The sequence below is a fragment of the Dickeya sp. ws52 genome, assembly GCF_007210685.1.
Classification (GTDB): Bacteria; Pseudomonadota; Gammaproteobacteria; order Enterobacterales; family Enterobacteriaceae; genus Dickeya; species Dickeya chrysanthemi.
This window is the reverse complement of record NZ_SZVX01000009.1, coordinates 25,126-43,080: the sequence shown is the minus strand read 5'-3', so window position 1 is coordinate 43,080 and position 17,955 is coordinate 25,126. Positions and strand designations below refer to the sequence as shown.

Genomic DNA, 17,955 nt, shown 5'->3' with positions numbered 1-17,955 from the left:
CCTCTTGCCTTCCGTGATCCTCCGGTTTATTGCCGGGGGATCGTCATATCCATATTTCTTCCGATTTTGCTGCATGTTTCCCTGCTTTTTGCCGATGTTTGCCCAAGAGAGGGAACGTACTTCCTCTGCAAACTGACTGCGTCAAGCCATTGAGGAGGAAACCAAATGACTCTTGAAATTAGCCAGGAAAAATTAAAAAAGGTAATGACGGCAGCCAGTGCCGACGATCTCGCGCTGTTCCAGCCGGCACTACAGCAGGAGTGTAATACCGCGGGGATTAATACCCCGTTGCGTTTCGCACACTTCATCGCTCAGGTTGCGCACGAGAGTAATGAACTGCGCGCACGGGTAGAGAATTTGAATTACAGCGCCAAAGGTTTGCGATCGGTGTTCGGGCGTTACTTCACCACCGATGAGATGGCCGCGCAGTGCGAACGCAAACCGGAGTCGATCGCCAATATTGTTTATGCCAACCGGCTGGGTAATGGGGCGACGGAAACCGGCGATGGCTGGAAATATCGAGGCCGTGGTTTGATTCAACTGACTGGGCGGGATAACTACCGTACCTGTGGAAGCGCCATCGGTCAGGATTTGGTCACCAACCCGGATCTGATTAGCCAGAACCCGGAGGTTTCCGTGGCGGCGGCGATTTGGTTCTGGAAAAAGAATGGGCTAAGCGAATTCGCGGATCAGGACGACATCAATACCATTACCCGCCGAATTAATGGTGGTCTGAATGGTCTGGCGGATCGTAAAAACTATCTGGCGAAAGCGAAACGTGCTTTTGGCTGAGTCATCGCCGTCGGTTGATCCCGACCAGCGAAAAATACCGGGGTTGCAGAGGACTCCGGTTTTATCTGGGGGCGATATTCGCCATAACGGGTGAATACTGCTCTGTATAAAAAATAAACCGTAATTTAATGATTTTTAAGTATTGTATTTTGTGGTTCGATGCAACTGATTGAGTGATATAGAACTGATAAAACTGATACTAAAGTGATACCAAAATATTTTTTAAGTAAGGTTACTATAGATTTATTCGAGCAAGACAAATAAACGGTTCGTTGTCACGCGTTTAAATAATAAAACGGTAATGACGTTTATTAAGATATGTCGTGTTGGCTGTGTGAATGTTCTATGCCAGTTCCAAAGTAAAAGAAAATATAGCCGGAAAAGATTTTTGCTCACTCATGCGATAATCACGGTTGTTATTCTCTTGCGAGCGGAGTGGTCTAAAAACACCGGGGATTTTAAATTCCACATTCAGGAAAGAGAATGATGATGCACTCGTCGAACACTCATGAATTATTGATTGATGACCCGCTTTCTGGTTTACAGCAATTGGGGATAAATGGCGAGGGAATAAAAATCGGTATTATTGATGGCGCTATTGAAAATCATCATCCGATATTAAACCATTTAACCATTGAAGGCCTGTCTGCTCAGAAAGATAAAGGTACCTCTCACGGAACGGCGGTAAGCAGTATTATCGGTGGAAACGGTGTGGGTATTGCACCGGCGGTAACCCTGCTGAGTATTCCTGTCTTTCATGAGGATGAAAAGGGAAATATTCATGGCTGTTCTGAGCGCACGCTTGCCAAAGCGATCCGTGATGCACGTTTGAAGGGGTGCCGTATTATTAATGTCAGCGGTGCATCATTATCCGTTAATGGCCAGGGCACCGACGAATTACGTAAGGCTATCGACGATTGTGAAAAAGAGGGGGTATTGATCGTTGCGGCTGTCGGTAATGAAGGCCGTAATAGTGAATCATTACCCGCGTCGATGGATTTTGTCCTGGCTGTTGGCGCTTGTGATAAAGCAGGATTGCCGGCCTCATTTAATAACTACGGATTGAAACTGAGAAAGAAAATGTTGCTGGCATCCGGTGTCTCTATTCCTGTTGCTACGCCGAATTATGATCTGTCTGTTGTTTCTGGCAGCAGTTTTTCCGCCCCGGTGGTGTCGGCAATATCGGCATTAATCATGAGGGCGATGAATATAGCAAACGATCGTCGTGCGTCGAAAATGATTCGGGAGCGGCTGTTTAATACCGCGACCCCACTTGTGTTGTCAACGGCAGCTAATCGGGAGTCTGTTATATACCGATTAAATATTCAGAACTTATTCCGGCAAATAGCACAGGAATTTTATCACCAACCACCCAAAAGGATCATGACCATGTCAACTGAAGAAAAAAATATTGAGCCTGCCGCCGTGGAGCTGCTGGTTCCCTCTATTATCGATGCCCAGCAGGATATTCAGGATGTTGAATCTGACGATGATGCCGTACTGGCGCCTTCCAGCCTGAATACTGAAGTGAGCATTCCATCGCGCGATGCCGGTTTGTCATTACCCAAAATCCATGATCCGGCGGCCAATCATTATGTACATGTCCCGGCCCGCCGGATTATGCCGCAGTCTTCGTCATTGGATGCGCGCACGATACGTGATCAGGAAAAGATCTTTGTTATCGGTCAGGTCGGTTATGACTTCGGTACTGAAGCCCGGCTGGATTATTTCACCCAGGTGATGGGGAATAAAAGCGGTTATCCGTTTGATCCGGTGCAAATGGCCGAGCACTTGAATACCGGCGACAATGCGGAGCAATCCAACGCGTTAATCTGGACATTAAAAATCGATGGCATTCCGGTTTACGCCATTAAGCCCGATGCGCAATTCGCCGTGCTGGAATATGCCCGTTTGGTGGAATTCCTGTATGAACAGGAAACCAAAGGCGTGGAACGTGTTTCTATTGCCGGCATTATCAGTGGTGAAACCCGCTTGTTCAACGGCCAGGTGATTCCAACGATTAGCCCGGTACTGCGTGGCATGTTCAACTGGGAATCCCAGGATATTTCGAAGATGCTGATGGGGGAAAGCGCCATGGGTACGTCGAAATCCAAAGAATTGATCAACTTCATCAACCGTATTTATTACGAGCTGCGTAATCGGGGTTATGAGTCGAATGAACGCGCGATTAACTATGCGGCGACCAACGCCTATCAGATGAAAGAAATTTTTGATGATGCGTTTGCCGAAGGATTATTCCTGAACAAGATCAGCGCGGAACGCAGCCCGGTCAGCCGTCCGGAATCGGATTGCTGGGACGTGGTGCTGGAATTCTTCAACCCGAAAGAACGTCTTACCGCAGCGCGTAAACTCTATCGCTATACCATTGACGTAAGCGACGTTATGCCGGTCACCATCGGCACGCTGCGCAGCTGGCACGCTTATTAATATCAGCTGGCGATAACCGTTTATTTTCAGATTTGCCGCCGATTGGGGGCATTAACCTGGGGATATCCCCAAAATACCATGCAAATATACTCAAGGAGAAATAACCATGAAACTTCCAACTCAAGCACAGAATGTCAACCGCGCCAACCGTGTTGCCGAAGCCAAAGCTTCCGGCGTTAACCCGGCTTTCTGGGGTGAAGCGCTGAAACTGCTGAAAAAAGCAGGCCAGGGCGCACTGAGCGGCGTACTGAGTTAATCGGTAATGGTGCATGACCTTATGGTCATGCACCATTCTTCATAATAAAAATACTGAAATGTCGTTTGGCGTTAATTGTGTTGTCAAAATCAGGGGATATTACGTTCGGTCAATGTAAATTATAACGCATTAATAGGCTTTATTGTGGTTTGGCATGATTGAAGTGCATCGGTAACGGTGTACTGTGAGTACGATAGATAATGATACCCGTCATGCTTGAGATATGTGGTTCAGTACGCAAAGCATTCTGTCCCGCAACTCGAATTATTAGGGTATAGAAATAAAACCATGAAAAAGCGTATTGATGTTTATTACAGAGGGTAATGTATGTCTAATAATGGATTTCTGGTGAACACCGCAGTAATCAAAGACCTCAGGTTAAAAAAAAATTAAGTCAGGAGGAGTTATCAGAACTGAGCCTTGAATCGAAGTGTTATATCTCTATCTCTACAATAAAAAGAGCGGAGTTGGGTAAACCGATTTCCAGACAAACACTGTGTAAATTGGCAAGATTCTTTGACGTTGCCGAGGAAAACCTGGTATTGCAGTCACATGAACGGGTTTCTCGTGACGCGGATTATGAGGAATACCAATGTCTCGCTTTTATCTTTGCCGGTTTATATAAGATGTTAATAATCAATGAGGCGAGCAAGACCTGATTGTGGATATATACCCGTCATACTTCAAGTTGCAGATGTGTTGGCTGCGTTCGTTCACCCGAATCACTTACCTGAGTAAGCTCATCGGGATTTACTCTCTTGCCGCCTTCCTGCAACTCGAATTATTTTGGGTATAGAAATAATACTTTAATAGCCTGGGTTTTATCTCGAAAGCATTTTCATTGGTGTGTGATTATATAAAATCGCGAATTGTCTATGTTGGTAATGTAATAATATTGACGTTTTTCGATATACTAATTTTCGCAGGGGATGCATTTATTTTTTATCCCAATAAATACGGTGATGATAAGTAAAAATGAGTAAAGGGATTTACTTTATTTTACCAGGGGTTTATTCAACGCGTCTTCCAACAGCGTTTTTATTGTCGTAATAGCGGTTGAAATGAAATAACGATGTTATGCCTGCATCTATTTCCTGTACAGGCGCGTTGGCTTGTTCGCCTTAACTGGGAAACTATCCGATGGGCTGTGGCAAACAGCGTCATTTCTTATGAAGGAGCACATGATGCAATGTGCGCTGGCAGGAGTTAACGAAAGGATTTTCCCGTGAAAACAGAGAATATACTACCTGGTAAACTGAAAAATATTCCTGCCGAAAAAATACCCCTCACGGGTTATTCGGTTGGACGACATATTCCAGAATTCATCTTTTTACCCTCGGCGCTGCGTGAGCAGATCGATCGGTTAATGCTATCCGGCAGGCCGATTTTACTTTATGGCGAGCCTGGTGCTGATCTGTCCGATATCACGGGCTATATTCGCGCCAGACTCCAGGCCTCTCAGGAGCGTTATATCGAGCTGAGCGGCGAGGGTGACCCGATACAACGGCTGGCGGATATGCTTGGCGCCATTCCTGACGATCGTCGGCTGACGCTGTGTATCCCCGGTTTTGATACGCTGACTGAGCAGCAACAGCAGAAGCTGCTGGTGCAATTACAAAACGAGCATGTCGGGCGCAATGAGCTGCGTTTGGTGTTCGGGTTTCTCTCCCCCCAAGCTGAACGCGGGACATTGCCGACGCAACCCGGCGCGCAATGGGTATCGACGTTTGGATGCCAGTTGCTGTCGGTGCCGGCTCTGAAAGGCCGAATGCCGGATATTGCCGAACTGGTACATGCCGCCTGGCAGGCGTATCGCCAGTCGGTCCGGCAGACGTTGCATCCTGACGTGCTGTTCCATCTGCATCATTACGACTGGCCCGGCAATGTGCGGCAGTTATGGCACAGTGTCGCCCGGTTGTTGATGCTCAGCGATGACGAGGAAATTAGTCTGGCGCAGGCCGGCCGTATTCTGCCGCATATCGTGCCCCAGGAGGAAGCGACGCTGGCGCGTGAACATCGGCGGATTAACCGCTCACTGTGTGATGCGGTACTGGGTCGTGATCAGGACGCGTTACAACAGTTTCATCCGTCGGTCATCAAGGCGCTGTTGTATCTGGGCGAACATTTTCAGCGTGAAGTCACGCTGATTGAACTGGCGGAAAATTCTCACATTAGTCCGTCGCATCTCTCATATTTGCTCAAGCACAGCCTGGGGCTATCGTTTAAACAGATTTTGAATCAGGCCCGCATTTTCTATGCCTGCCAGCGGCTGGAATGCCACCCGATGAGCCGGATCACCAATCTCTATCTGGATTGTGGTTATGGCGATCTCAGCCATTTTGAAAAGATGTTTAAGCGCTATACCGGCGTTACGCCCATCGAGTTTCGAAAGCAATTCAACCCGGTGGTGCTGCGTAATGAAACCGGGTGATCGCCCGGTTTCCTCTCCCCGGGTGCCCGGTCGCACGATGACCGGGATTTCCCTCAATTTCTGCCCGCATTTTTTGCTTTCTCTCCATGTCATTGCCGGCGAAGCCGACATCGGCACATGCTTCATTTCGACATTGATTTCCCGCCCTTACTTGCAACTAGTCTGAAAAATTACTAAATTTAGCTAATTAGTAATTTTTAGGACCATCTACTGAAGGGAAATGCAATGATAAAATTCAAAGTAAGGATGTTGTCGGTAGCGCTCGGTTTGTTTACCAGCCCTGTTTTTGCTCATACCGTCTATGAAAACGGGCACATTTATACGGTTAATGAGCAACAGCCAACGGCGTCCGTCATGGTCGTGGGGCAAGGCAAGATTTTATATGTCGGTGGGAATGACGGTGCCCGGCAATTTAAAGCGAATGCTAGCGAAGTCGTTAATCTGGGTGGAAAAACGGTATTGCCCGGTTTTATTGAAAGCCATGCTCATCCCACAACGGTAGCGGTAATGCAGGCGGGTGATTTTGTGCATATTAACGGTGCGGCAAGTCTGCCGCAAATTATTACCCAATTAAAAGATTACTTAACCGCTCACCCGAAAGCCGATTATGTATTAGCACAAGGATTCAATGTGGTTTCGCTTGGCTTGCCGCAAGGCGTCCTGCCGACGGCGGCGGATTTAGATAACGTATCTAAAACTGTTCCGATTGTCGTTTATGACAGCGGTATGCACGCCGGTTGGGCAAATAGCGCAGCGTTGAAATTAGCCAAAGTCGATGCGAACACGCCTGATCCTATACCGGGAAAACACTATTTTGAGCGTGATAATCAAGGTAATCCAACCGGTTTCATGCATGAAAGTGCGATGCATAATGTGGTGAATGCACAGCAATTTAACTCGGTAGAAAACGTTGCCGGGCAACTTCAATCGATTTTAAATACCTACCACTCGCTTGGTTTTACCGCAATTACCGATGTCGGCGATACATTTAGCACTACACCCGCTGCAATTGCCCGTTTAAATGATCAGGGTAAATTGAAAATGTATTATCAGCGTGGTTATTTTTACGATGCGGCCAAGTCTACCGAACAAAATATCGCCAGCCTCAAAGCCTTGCATGAACAATACAGCAAAGGCGATTTATCGATGAATTTGTATAAACTATTTATGGACGGAACGATTGAAATGGATTCGGCGGCGATGTACAAGCCTTATCCTAATGGCAAGATCGTGGAGCCGTTTTTAAGCCGGAAAGACATTAACGATAATGTGGCGGCGGCGTTGAAAGCCGGTTTTTCTGTGCATGTCCATGCGATAGGTGACAAGGCGCAACAAGTCATTCTGGACGTATTTGACGCTAACAAAAGAATTAATCCGCACCTGGCGCGCGTGATTGCTCATAATCAAGTGTTCGAACCGCAGGGCGTACAAAAATTTGCGGCCATGAAAGACAATTTATTCCTGCAAACGACACCAAACTGGGCATTAATCAGCGAGTATGACGATACCAAGGTCAAAATCGGTAACGATGCCTACCGTCGCCAATTCCTGCTGGGACAGGCAGCACGCCGAGGCGTGGCTGTCACCTTCGGTTCAGATTATCCCGCCAATACCTTTGATGCGGTGAACCCGTTTAGCCAAATGTATCACGCTATTAAGCGCGGCAAACCCAATGCCGGCTATCTCACCCCAACCGAGGCGGCAATGAGTCTGAGCCAAAGTTTGCAGGCTTATACGATTAATGGTGCGAAGCAACTGGGTATCAACGAGATAACAGGCAGCCTTGAGAAGGGGAAAAACGCCGACTTTATTATTGTCGATACCGATATCGGCAAGGCAGGTTTGGAAGCATTGAAGAATACCAACGTGTTGGCGACTTATTTCAAAGGGGAAAAGGTGTATTAACGCACATGACCCGTCATACTTCACGCCTGCGTACCTGTAACCTGAAGTATGACGGGGAAAAATGCTGTGGTGATTGGTGTGCCATTTTCCTGTCGGTTTTGCGCGATTAGCCCATTTGTAGGATATTTTATATGCACCGATTAGACGAATTAGGTAGACAACTCAATCATCTCGACAACCTACTTCAGCAATGGATGAAGAAGCTGGATTTTAATTACAAAGCCTTTGCGGTGTTACATTCTTTGGTGACCTCACCGGACGGGCAATGCACGCAAAAGCAGATTTGCGAGCGATGGGGGTTGCCCAAACAGACCGTATTTAGCATCTGCAAGTTATTCAAGGAACAAGGCCTGATTGATATTAATGAGAGTCAGCATGACAAACGGGAAAGAATCCTGACGCTAACCGAGCAGGGGAAAAAACACAGCCAACCGATTTTGACTCAGTCGCAGATATTAAGTGAGCGTACCTTCCGTATTTTTGGCCAGGAACGAACTCAGCAACTCTTCAGTAATTTAGAAGAGTTTTGCCTGGTGTTTGAGCAAGAAATGGGCAACGTTCCGAAACTCAGCGAATAACGCCCGGCGGGAAGTGTGACTAGCCATGATGGTGACTCACCATGATTGTGACTCACCATATAGGTAACGCCGGCGCGCAAGAGATTACCGTCGTGGAACCTGTAAAACCGATGCCCTTTGTCGGCATGGTCGACGGTAATGTGGGTATCACCCGTTTGCCATCAGATAGGGGTACAATAGCCGATATCATCTTTGTTTTATGCCGCCGCCATCAGAAAAATTGTGGTTATCACAGGCATTTTTTTAATTAACTATCAATGTATTTACCTGATTATGCTGCTGATTATCGATAACTACGACTCCTTTACCTACAACCTGTATCAGTATTTTTGCGAACTCGGGGCGGAGGTGCAGGTCAAGCGTAACGATGTGCTGACGCTGGCGGACATTGAGCGGTTATCACCGCAGCAATTGGTGATTTCTCCGGGCCCCTGCACGCCGGATGACGCCGGCATTTCGCTGGCGGCGATTCGCCATTTTGCCGGTAAGCTGCCGATTTTGGGGGTATGTCTGGGGCATCAGGCGCTGGGGCAGGCGTTTGGCGCGCGGGTGGTGCGCGCCCGTCAGGTGATGCACGGTAAGACGTCGCCGGTACGGCATACCGATCGCGGCGTATTCGCCGGGCTGGCAAATCCGCTCACCGTTACCCGCTATCATTCGCTGATTCTGGAAAAAGATACCTTGCCCGACTGCCTTGAGGTGACGGCCTGGACCGAGAACGGCGGCGATATCGATGAGATCATGGGGGTGCGGCATCGTACGTTGCCGCTGGAAGGCGTTCAGTTTCATCCGGAAAGTATCCTTAGTCAGCAAGGGCACGCATTGCTGAAAAATTTCCTTGATTTATAGGTGGATAGCTAAGGTAAGTTCGCAGGCATCGGATTAATGATTGCCTATTTTTGATTTTTTATGCATATTTATTGACTATATTTTCATTCGTGACAACGGGATATGACAACGGGGCAGCAAATGGCGACAGAGAAAGCAGCAGTAACTCGGGATACTTACGATAAGGTAATTCTTCCAGTTTATGCACCCGCGCAGTTTGTGCCGGTAAAAGGCAAAGGGAGCCGTGTCTGGGATCAGCAGGGCAAAGAGTATATTGATTTTTCCGGCGGCATCGCGGTAACGGCGCTGGGCCATTGCCATCCGGCGCTGGTGGCGGCGTTGAAAGAGCAGGGTGAAACCCTGTGGCATACCAGCAACGTATTCACCAACGAACCGGCGCTGCGTCTCGCCACTAAACTGATCAACGCCACCTTTGCCGACCGCGTATTTTTCGCCAACTCCGGCGCGGAAGCCAACGAAGCCGCGTTTAAACTGGCGCGTCATTACGCCATTACCCGTCATAGCCCGTACAAAACCAAGATAATCTCGTTTTACCAGTCGTTCCACGGTCGTACGCTGTTTACCGTATCGGTCGGCGGTCAGCCGAAATACGCCGATGGTTTCGGCCCGAAACCGGCGGATATCGTGCATGTGCCGTTCAATGATCTGGCGGCGGTAAAAGCGGTGATGGACGACCACACCTGCGCGGTGGTGCTGGAGCCGATTCAGGGCGAAGGCGGCATTACGCCGGCAACGCCGGCCTTCCTCAACGGCGTGCGCGAGCTGTGCGACCAGTATCAGGCATTGCTGGTGTTTGATGAAGTGCAGTGCGGTATGGGCCGCAGCGGCAAGCTGTTCTCTTATATGCATTACGGCATCACGCCGGATATTCTGACCACCGCCAAAGCGCTGGGCGGCGGTTTCCCGATAAGCGCGATGCTGACCACGGAAGAGATAGCCTCGGTGATGGCGGTCGGTACGCATGGTACGACTTACGGCGGCAATCCGCTGGCTTGTGCGGTGGCGGAAGCGGCGCTGGATGTGATCAACACGCCGGAAGTATTGTCGGGCGTGGTCGATCGTCATGCGCGCTTCGTGTCTGCGCTGGAGCGGATCAACGCCCAGTATGACATTTTCGATGAAGTTCGCGGTATGGGGCTGCTGCTGGGGGCACAACTGAAACCTGCCTGGCATGGCCGCGCCCGTGATTTTCTGGCGGCCTCGGCGGATCTGGGGTTGATGATTTTGGTGGCGGGGCCGGATGTGATCCGTTTTGTGCCGTCGCTGGTGATTACCCCGGAAGAGATAGACCAGGGTATGGCGCTGTTCGAAAACGCGGTGGCGCAGGTGGTGAAAGGCGCGTAAGCGGCGTTTTTCCTCATTACGCCAGCACGTCCTGCGAAGAGTATGAAGCAAAAGAGGGTGGCCGACGGTCACCCTCTTTGTTTTATGCTGCCCCGCGCTGGTGGGGAACGGGTCACACCAACATGACCTTGACCCCTTTGTCACGCAGTTGGGCGATGACGTGTTGGTCGGCGTCTTTACCGGTGATGAGAATATTGATCCGGTCGGACGCGCAAAACAGCATACCGGCGCGTTGCCCTATCTTGCTGCTGTCTGCCAGCACCACCAACTGGCCGATGTGATTAAGCATTTTTTGCTCGGCCATGGCCGTCAGCATGTCCATTTTGTAGAGACCGTCCGCGGTGATTCCTTTACCGCTGGTGAACATCCAGTGCCCGGCGTAAAGGGAAGAGATTTCGTCCTGTGGCGCAAGGGTGATGGACTGGGATTTATTGTACTGGCCGCCGATAATCACCACGCCATCGTGATCGTGTTCAATCAGATAGTTCGCCAGCGGAAAATAGTTGGTGATGACTTGCACATCCTGCCCGCAAATTTCCTGGCCCAGCACGAAGGCGGTCGAGCCGCAATTGATAACTGCGCTTTCGCCCGGTTTGATCAGGGCGGCAGCCGCCTGAGCGATACGTACTTTTTCACTGTGATTGGAAAACTCACCGCGATTCACACTCTCATGGCTGTTGAGCGGCGACCAGTGGGCTTTGGTTTGCGTCAGTGCTTCCGCACCGTTGCGCACCTTACGCAGCTTACCGGAATCGTTGAGTTTATTGACATCACGGCGAGCGGTAGCCGGCGAAATATCAAAGGCCTGCATGATACCTGTGATCGACAGATGGCGTTTTTGATTGAGCAATTCCAGGATGGCGCTGTGGCGCTGAGCTTCTGTCATATCGTGCCTGATAGTGATTGAATCTGATTTTTTTATGATTATATCCTGCATACGCATGAATGACAGCCGTTCCTGAGATTCTTTTGACGACATCGAATTACGCCAACGCCAGACCGGCTTCACGACCTATTTCGGCCAGACGCGAACGTGCCAGTTTCAGGTTAGCGGCCCACTGCTCGTCTTTGGCCCACATCTCCAGTACCAGCGGGCCGTTGTAGCCCATTTCGGCCAGCGTCCGGAAGATAGCGGCAAAATCGACCTCGCCTTCGCCAATCACCAAATCACGGAATTGCCCCTGACTGTGCGTGGAGACCTTGCGGGTGTCTTTGAGGTGGATCTGCACGATGTGATCGCAACTCAGTTTCAGTTCGGTACAGATGTCGTAGTTCCAGCCGGTGATGTTGCCCACGTCCGGATAAGCCATAAAGTAAGGCGAAGGGATGGCTTTTTTCAGCACCTCAAATTTGCTCAGAGAATTGAGGTACGGCGTATCCATGATTTCAACCCCCAGCATGACGCCGGCGCGTTCGGCCATGCGGGTGGCGGTTTTCATTCCATCGATAAAATGCTGGTGAGTCTCGGCGGATGGCGACTCGTAGTAGACGTCATAGCCCGCCAGTTGGATGCAGCGAATACCCAGTTTGTAGGCGAGGTTGATCGCTTGTTCCATGATCTCATGGGCTTTTTTACGGATAGCCGGGTCGTGTGAGCCGAAGGGAAAACGGCGGTGGGCGCTCAGGCACATAGACTGGAGCGGGAAATTGTTTTGCTCGCACAGATGGCGGAGCTGGTAAGTTTCGCTATCACTCCACGCCAGCCGCTGCAACTTTTCGTCTGATTCATCGACTGAAATTTCAATGAAGTCAAAACCCAGTTCTTTGGCGACCAGAATCTTCTTTTCCCACGTCAGTGCGGCGGGTAACGCCTTTTCGTAGAGCCCGAGGCGAAAGGGCTTGTCAAAGTTATGCATGATGCTCGCTTCTTGCTGTTATGCCCGACTGTACGTGCCGCAAGGCCATGAATGTCCACATGGCCTGCGGCAGGGATGTGCTTTACAGGAAAGACTTGTAGGGCAACTCCGGTTCATCGACGAAGATGTCGTCAAAGCCGCGTGGGTGCTGGTAGTGCAGCGTGTTTTTATCGGTCGGGAAGGTGTATTTGCCGCCAACCTGCCAGAAGAACGGGCGGAAGTCGTAGCCGAGCCGGTCTTTCTTCATATTCCACAACACTTCGATTTCACGCGGGTCGCTCTGGAAGTTGGCCCAAATATCGTGATGGAACGGGATGACCACCTGGGCGTTGAGCGATTCGCCGGCGCGCAGAATGTCCGATGAGGTCATTTTGTCGGTCACGCCACGTGGGTTTTCGCCGTAGGAAAGCAGAGCGACGTCGATCTGATAGTCGTTGCCGTGTTTGGCGTAGTAGTTGGAGTAGTGGGAATCGCCGGAGTGATACAGGTTGCCGCCGGAGGTTTTGACCAGATAGTTGACGGCCCGATCGTCCATGCCATCGAGAATGCTCTTGTCTTTTGACGATACGCCGGCCGGCAGCGTCACCAACGCGGTGCGGTCAAACGCATCCAGAACCTGAATCACGATGTCGCCGACCGGAATCTCATCGCCGACTCGCGCCACGATGCAGCGTTCAGCCGGAACGCCCCAACGTTGCCAGAGTTCTACGCAGGCTTTGGGGCCGATGAACTTCACGTGGGAACCGCAGTTTTTCAATACGGCGGCCGCGACATTGACATCGATGTGATCGGCATGATCGTGAGTCGCCAGTACCGCGTCGATCTGTTTGATCCCGAATGGATCGAGTACGAACGGCGAAGTTCTCAGGTTGGGTTGCAGCTTGCGAACCCCGCCCATGCGCATCATCTGGTGCTGTTTGTTCATATAGGGATTGGCGTGCGTTTTCTTGCCGGTGCCGCACCAGAAATCGATGGAGATATGGGTATTGCCGGCTGATTTCAGCCAAATGCCGGTGCACCCCAACCACCACATGGCAAAGGTATCCTGCTTAACCTCTTCCTGCTCAATCTCTTCGTTTAACCACGTGCCCCATTCAGGGAAGGTGCTCAGTATCCAGGATTCACGGGTGATCTCATCAATCTTGCTCATCGGACGTACCTTTCTGGTTTGGATGCCGCACCGCGATAGCGAACCCGGCAGCGGGTCATCGGATAATGACATGGCGCACATGACTGCGCGTCTATGATTGGTTGTGATTTTTCGTGACTATATCAATGGCATTTTTGATTATCAATGATTGTCGTGATTATTTTGTGATATGGACGAAACTTTTCCCGGATGAAGCCAGAGGGTTTTTATTTATTATTTTGTTTTATTTGATTTTTTATTTATTGGATAAGCAGGAAAAAGCGTGCGATATCGCTGGATGACAGGAAAAATCATTCGCAAATGTGAGCTTTTTACAATCGGAATAGCGCAGTGAAGAGATTTTTATGCGCAAGACATTCATCACAAAAAATCATTTTTTGATGAAATATGATTGTTTTTGAGTTTATCAGGGCGGGGGCCAATGTTGTCCACCGCCCACGGAATGAAAGCAAGCCATATCTGGACGGGTGGGGACGTAGTCCACTACTCCAATAGCAATCCAATAGCCGTGTCATTGTCCTCATTTTGGACGGAGCAACGTTATGGAAACCCTCTACAGCATTTTTTACATTTTCTACAGCCAGGTGATGACTAAAGCCCCGTTATTGCTGGGGCTGGTAACGTGCATCGGTTATCTGCTGCTCCGGCGTGACGGTACGACGGTGATTAAAGGAACGGTCAAAACCATCGTCGGCTTTATGCTGGTGCAAGTCGGGTCGACCACGCTGGTATCCGGTTTCAAGCCGGTGATCGACAAAATCTCCGAGTATCACCACCTGACCGGTTCGGTTATCGACCCTTACACCACCATGATGGCGACCATGGAAACCATGGGGAGCCGTTACTCCTGGGTGGGGTATGCGGTGTTGCTGGCGCTCGGCCTGAATATCCTGCTGGTGGTATTCCGGCGCATCACCGGCATTCGCACCATCATGCTGACCGGCCACATCATGTTTCAGCAGGTGGGGCTGGTGGCCGTGTTCTACGTGGTGATGGGGGCTTCCATGTGGGAAACCATCCTCTATACCGCGGTGATCATGGCGCTCTATTGGGGGATCTCGTCCAACATCATGTTCAAGCCGACCCAGGCTGTGACCGGCGGGGCGGGGTTTTCTATCGGTCACCAGCAGCAGGTGGCTTCCTGGGTAGCCACCAAGCTGGCCCCCAAACTGGGAAACAAAGAAGACAGCGTTGATCAGCTCAAACTGCCGAAATGGCTGCACATTTTCCACGACAGCATTACCGCTACCGCCATTGTGATGACGGTTTTCTTCGGCATCATTCTGTTGTCGTTCGGTCTTGATAACCTGCAGAAAATGGCGGGTTCGACTCACTGGACCATTTATATTCTGGAAACCGGCCTTCGGTTTGCGGTGGCGATTCAGGTGATTGTGGCTGGGGTGCGTATGTTCGTGGCCGAGCTGTCCGAAGCGTTCAAGGGGATCTCCGAGCGCGTCATCCCCAATGCCGTATTGGCGATTGATTGCGCCGCTATTTATGCCTATTCCCCCAATGCGATGGTGTTCGGTTTCATTTGGGGCACGCTGGGCCAGTTCCTGGCGGTGATCGGCCTGCTGTTGTTTAACTCATCCATCATGATTATCCCCGGCTTTATTCCGATGTTCTTCTCTAACGCCACCATCGGGGTGTTTGCCAACCACTTCGGCGGCTGGCGGGCGGTAATGAAGATCTGTTTCGTTATGGGGATTATTGAAGTATTGGGTTCCGCCTGGGCGATTCAGTTGTTTGCCCATAACGGCACCAGTTTTAACGGCTGGATGGGTATGGCGGACTGGGCGCTGGTGTTCCCGGCCATTATGCAGGGGCTGTCGTTCTCATCCCTGTTCTTCTTTGTGTTGCTGGCCGGCGCCGGCGTTTATATGTACTTCGCATCACGCACCCTGCGTCAGGAAGAAGACAACGCACAACCTGCCGCCGCCGTTGCTGATGCCGAGCCGGTCGAATCACAACCGGCCATGCCGGCCGACGGACGCGCCGTGCGCATTCTGGCCGTGTGCGGCAACGGACAGGGCTCTTCCATGATGATGAAAATGAAGATCGGCAAGTTTCTCGAACAACGGGGAGTGCCGCACATCATGGACTCCTGCGCCGTGGCAGATTACAAATCCAAACTCCCGACCACCGACATCATCGTCTCGTCCAAACATCTGGCCGGAGAAATGCACCCCGGTGAAGGTAAATTCGTATTGGGAGTACAAAACATGCTTAATCCGCAGTCGTTTGGCGACGAGTTGCTGGGGCTTATCAAGAAAAATTTCGCCGGTTAACCAATGGCGCCGTCCCTGCGGAGCGGGGAACGGTCAAGGAGAGAAGGTATGAAATTCAAACAATCTTTAATCGACAATGATTCCGTGCTGCTGAACGCCACCGCCATGGACTGGCGCGAGGCCATCAAGCTTGGCACCGATATGCTGATTGCGTCCGGTGCCGTCGAGCCCCGCTATCACGAAGCGATTATCAGCAGTATCGAGAAAATGGGGCCTTATATCGTGATCGCTCCGCAATTCGCCATGCCCCATGCGCGGCCGGAAAACGGCGTCAACCGTACGGCGTTTGCGCTGGTGACGCTCACCGCGCCGGTTAAATTCGATGGTGAAGACGAGCCGGTGGATGTGCTGATTACTCTGGCGGGCAGTACCTCCGATGAGCATATGGAAGGGCTGATGGAAGTGACTCAGGTACTTGAAGACGAGCACAGCGACAGCGGAATCAACCTCGACAAGCTGCGGGCCTGCACCAGCCGGGAAGAGGTGTTCAGCGTCATCGATAAGGCGCTGGCCCAAACGGCATAAGCGGTAACAAGGCGCTCTGTAAGGAGCGCAGGAGAGAAAGAGATGTATCAGCAACTGAAAGCTATCGTACTGGACGCCAACCTGCTGCTGCCGCGTCACGGTTTAGTGACGCTGACCTGGGGCAATGTGTCGCAGATTGACCGCGATCAGGGGGTTATCGCCATCAAACCCTCGGGGGTTTCCTACGAGCAGATGACCATCGACGATATCGTGGTGGTAGATATGGATGGGCGAGTGGTGGAAGGGCGCCTTAATCCCTCCAGCGATACCGCTACCCATCTGGCGCTCTACAGCGCGTTCGGCAGTATCGGCGGTATTGTGCACACCCATTCGCGCCACGGCACCATCTGGGCACAGGCCGGTCGGGATATTCCGGCGCTCGGCACCACCCATGCCGATTATTTCTACGGTGATATTCCCTGTACCCGCCCGTTGAGCGAGGGCGAAATAGCCGATGATTATGAAAAGAATACCGGCCTGGTGATCGTGGAAGAATTTCAGCGCCGCGGTCTTGACCCGCTGGCGGTGCCGGGCGCGGTGATTACCGGCCATGCGCCGTTCTGCTGGGGGAAAAATGCGCTGGATGCGGTACATAATGCGCTGGTGCTTGAAGAAGTCGCCGCCATGGCGTTTTCGACCCGGCTGCTTAATGCGGACATTCATCTTGATCAGGCGCTTTCTGACAAACACTATTTCAGGAAACACGGTGCCAATGCCTATTACGGCCAGCGCTGAATAGCCCGCACACGTAACATGATGTCATTGCAATAACGGCTTGAAATAAACAGTGGCAATCGGCCACGGGCTGCGCTCGCCCTCAAGTCAGAGATCCCGATATTTTCACGATTGGAAAGGAAATCGCATTATGACCAAACCTATGCTGCAAATTGCCCTTGATTCGACGGATTTGAGTACCGCTGTAGAGATTGCCGAACGTGTCGGCGGCTTTGTCGATATTATCGAAGTCGGGACGATTCTGGCTTTTGCCGAAGGGATGGCGGCAGTGCGTACCCTGCGTGAGCGTCATCCGAACCACATTATCGTTTGCGACATGAAAACCACCGACGGCGGCGCAATTTTGGCGCGCATGGCGTTTTCCGCCGGTGCTAACTGGATTACGGTGTCCGCCGCCGCGCACGTGGCTACTATCGCGGCCTGTAAGAAAGTGGCTGATGAATTCGGCGGGGAGATCCAGATTGAGCTGTACGGCAACTGGAATCTGGATGACGCCAGACAGTGGGTCGCGATGGGGATTACCCAGGCTATCTACCACCGTTCCCGCGATGCGGAGCTGGCCGGCGTCAACTGGACTTCCGCCGATCTTGGTAGAATGCGTGCGCTGTCTGAGCTGGGGCTTGAGCTGTCGATTACCGGCGGCATCGTGCCGGAGGATATCCACCTGTTTGACGGCATCAGCGCCAAGGCGTTTATCGCCGGTCGCGCCCTCGCGTCTGAGAGCGGCAAAGCCACCGCAGAGGCGTTGCGTACCGAGATCAACAAGTACTGGTAAGACGCGAACGTGGATGCCAGACA

17 protein-coding genes are annotated in these 17,955 nt (G+C 51.1%); 14 read left to right on the top strand and 3 right to left on the bottom strand.

Translation table 11 applies throughout. From position 1 onward, the window contains the following. The first annotated feature begins 165 nt into the window (after window positions 1-165). The 10 genes from FDP13_RS10355 (at window position 166) to FDP13_RS10315 (ending at window position 10,603) form a co-directional block, all read left to right on the top strand. Window positions 166-792, top strand: coding sequence for a glycoside hydrolase family 19 protein (locus tag FDP13_RS10355; protein WP_012768057.1), 627 nt, complete (start codon window positions 166-168; stop codon window positions 790-792). A gap of 483 nt (window positions 793-1,275) precedes the next feature. Beyond that, window positions 1,276-3,240, top strand: a complete 1,965-nt coding sequence (locus tag FDP13_RS10350) for a PatA/PatG family cyanobactin maturation protease (protein WP_033577028.1) — start codon at window positions 1,276-1,278, stop codon at window positions 3,238-3,240. A 106-nt stretch (window positions 3,241-3,346) separates the two neighbouring features. Then, a complete protein-coding gene (locus FDP13_RS21660; protein ID WP_012768059.1) occupies window positions 3,347-3,496 on the top strand; it encodes a hypothetical protein in 150 nt (49 codons plus the stop codon). Window positions 3,497-3,837: 341 nt separating this feature from the next. After that, window positions 3,838-4,155, top strand: a complete 318-nt coding sequence (locus FDP13_RS10345; RefSeq protein WP_143839456.1) for a helix-turn-helix domain-containing protein — start codon at window positions 3,838-3,840, stop codon at window positions 4,153-4,155. A 566-nt stretch (window positions 4,156-4,721) separates the two neighbouring features. Next, window positions 4,722-5,927, top strand: coding sequence for an AraC family transcriptional regulator (locus FDP13_RS10340; RefSeq protein WP_143839392.1), 1,206 nt, complete (start codon window positions 4,722-4,724; stop codon window positions 5,925-5,927). 225 nt (window positions 5,928-6,152) lie between these two features. Continuing rightward, the gene (locus FDP13_RS10335; protein ID WP_234424400.1) at window positions 6,153-7,832 is read left to right on the top strand and encodes an amidohydrolase; all 1,680 of its coding nucleotides are present in this window, start codon (window positions 6,153-6,155) and stop codon (window positions 7,830-7,832) included. Between the two features lie 131 nt (window positions 7,833-7,963). Beyond that, window positions 7,964-8,410 carry a MarR family winged helix-turn-helix transcriptional regulator gene (locus FDP13_RS10330; RefSeq protein ID WP_033577645.1) on the top strand — a complete coding sequence of 149 codons (447 nt, stop codon included), beginning with the start codon at window positions 7,964-7,966 and terminating at the stop codon, window positions 8,408-8,410. A gap of 41 nt (window positions 8,411-8,451) precedes the next feature. Then, on the top strand, window positions 8,452-8,661 hold the full coding sequence (locus tag FDP13_RS10325) for a hypothetical protein (RefSeq protein ID WP_143839390.1): 210 nt from the start codon (window positions 8,452-8,454) through the stop codon (window positions 8,659-8,661). 22 nt (window positions 8,662-8,683) lie between these two features. Next, complete coding sequence (locus FDP13_RS10320) at window positions 8,684-9,259, top strand: aminodeoxychorismate synthase component II (protein ID WP_143839389.1); 576 nt, start codon at window positions 8,684-8,686, stop codon at window positions 9,257-9,259. Between the two features lie 120 nt (window positions 9,260-9,379). Continuing rightward, the gene (locus tag FDP13_RS10315; RefSeq protein WP_033577644.1) at window positions 9,380-10,603 is read left to right on the top strand and encodes an aspartate aminotransferase family protein; all 1,224 of its coding nucleotides are present in this window, start codon (window positions 9,380-9,382) and stop codon (window positions 10,601-10,603) included. 112 nt (window positions 10,604-10,715) lie between these two features. On the opposite strand, the gene ulaR is transcribed toward FDP13_RS10315, so the two are convergent. The 3 genes from ulaR to ulaG form a co-directional block, all read right to left on the bottom strand. Continuing rightward, the gene (gene ulaR / locus FDP13_RS10310; RefSeq protein ID WP_012768065.1) at window positions 10,716-11,489 is read right to left on the bottom strand and encodes an HTH-type transcriptional regulator UlaR; all 774 of its coding nucleotides are present in this window, start codon (window positions 11,487-11,489) and stop codon (window positions 10,716-10,718) included. 97 nt (window positions 11,490-11,586) lie between these two features. After that, window positions 11,587-12,459, bottom strand: a complete 873-nt coding sequence (locus tag FDP13_RS10305; RefSeq protein ID WP_143839387.1) for an L-ribulose-5-phosphate 3-epimerase — start codon at window positions 12,457-12,459, stop codon at window positions 11,587-11,589. Between the two features lie 82 nt (window positions 12,460-12,541). Beyond that, entirely contained in the window at window positions 12,542-13,609 is a 1,068-nt protein-coding gene (gene ulaG, locus FDP13_RS10300) for an L-ascorbate 6-phosphate lactonase (protein WP_012768067.1), read from the bottom strand. A gap of 542 nt (window positions 13,610-14,151) precedes the next feature. Between ulaG and FDP13_RS10295 the strand changes: the two genes are divergently transcribed. From FDP13_RS10295 to FDP13_RS10280, 4 genes are all read left to right on the top strand, one after another. Then, window positions 14,152-15,897, top strand: coding sequence for a PTS ascorbate-specific subunit IIBC (locus FDP13_RS10295; protein ID WP_033577642.1), 1,746 nt, complete (start codon window positions 14,152-14,154; stop codon window positions 15,895-15,897). A gap of 48 nt (window positions 15,898-15,945) precedes the next feature. Then, a complete protein-coding gene (locus FDP13_RS10290) occupies window positions 15,946-16,422 on the top strand; it encodes a PTS sugar transporter subunit IIA (RefSeq protein WP_012768069.1) in 477 nt (158 codons plus the stop codon). Window positions 16,423-16,464: 42 nt separating this feature from the next. Then, the gene (locus FDP13_RS10285; RefSeq protein WP_143839386.1) at window positions 16,465-17,157 is read left to right on the top strand and encodes an L-ribulose-5-phosphate 4-epimerase; all 693 of its coding nucleotides are present in this window, start codon (window positions 16,465-16,467) and stop codon (window positions 17,155-17,157) included. A 130-nt stretch (window positions 17,158-17,287) separates the two neighbouring features. Beyond that, window positions 17,288-17,932 (top strand): 3-keto-L-gulonate-6-phosphate decarboxylase UlaD, encoded by a 645-nt coding sequence (locus FDP13_RS10280; protein ID WP_012768071.1) that lies wholly within the window; start codon window positions 17,288-17,290, stop codon window positions 17,930-17,932. Window positions 17,933-17,955 lie beyond the last annotated feature (23 nt).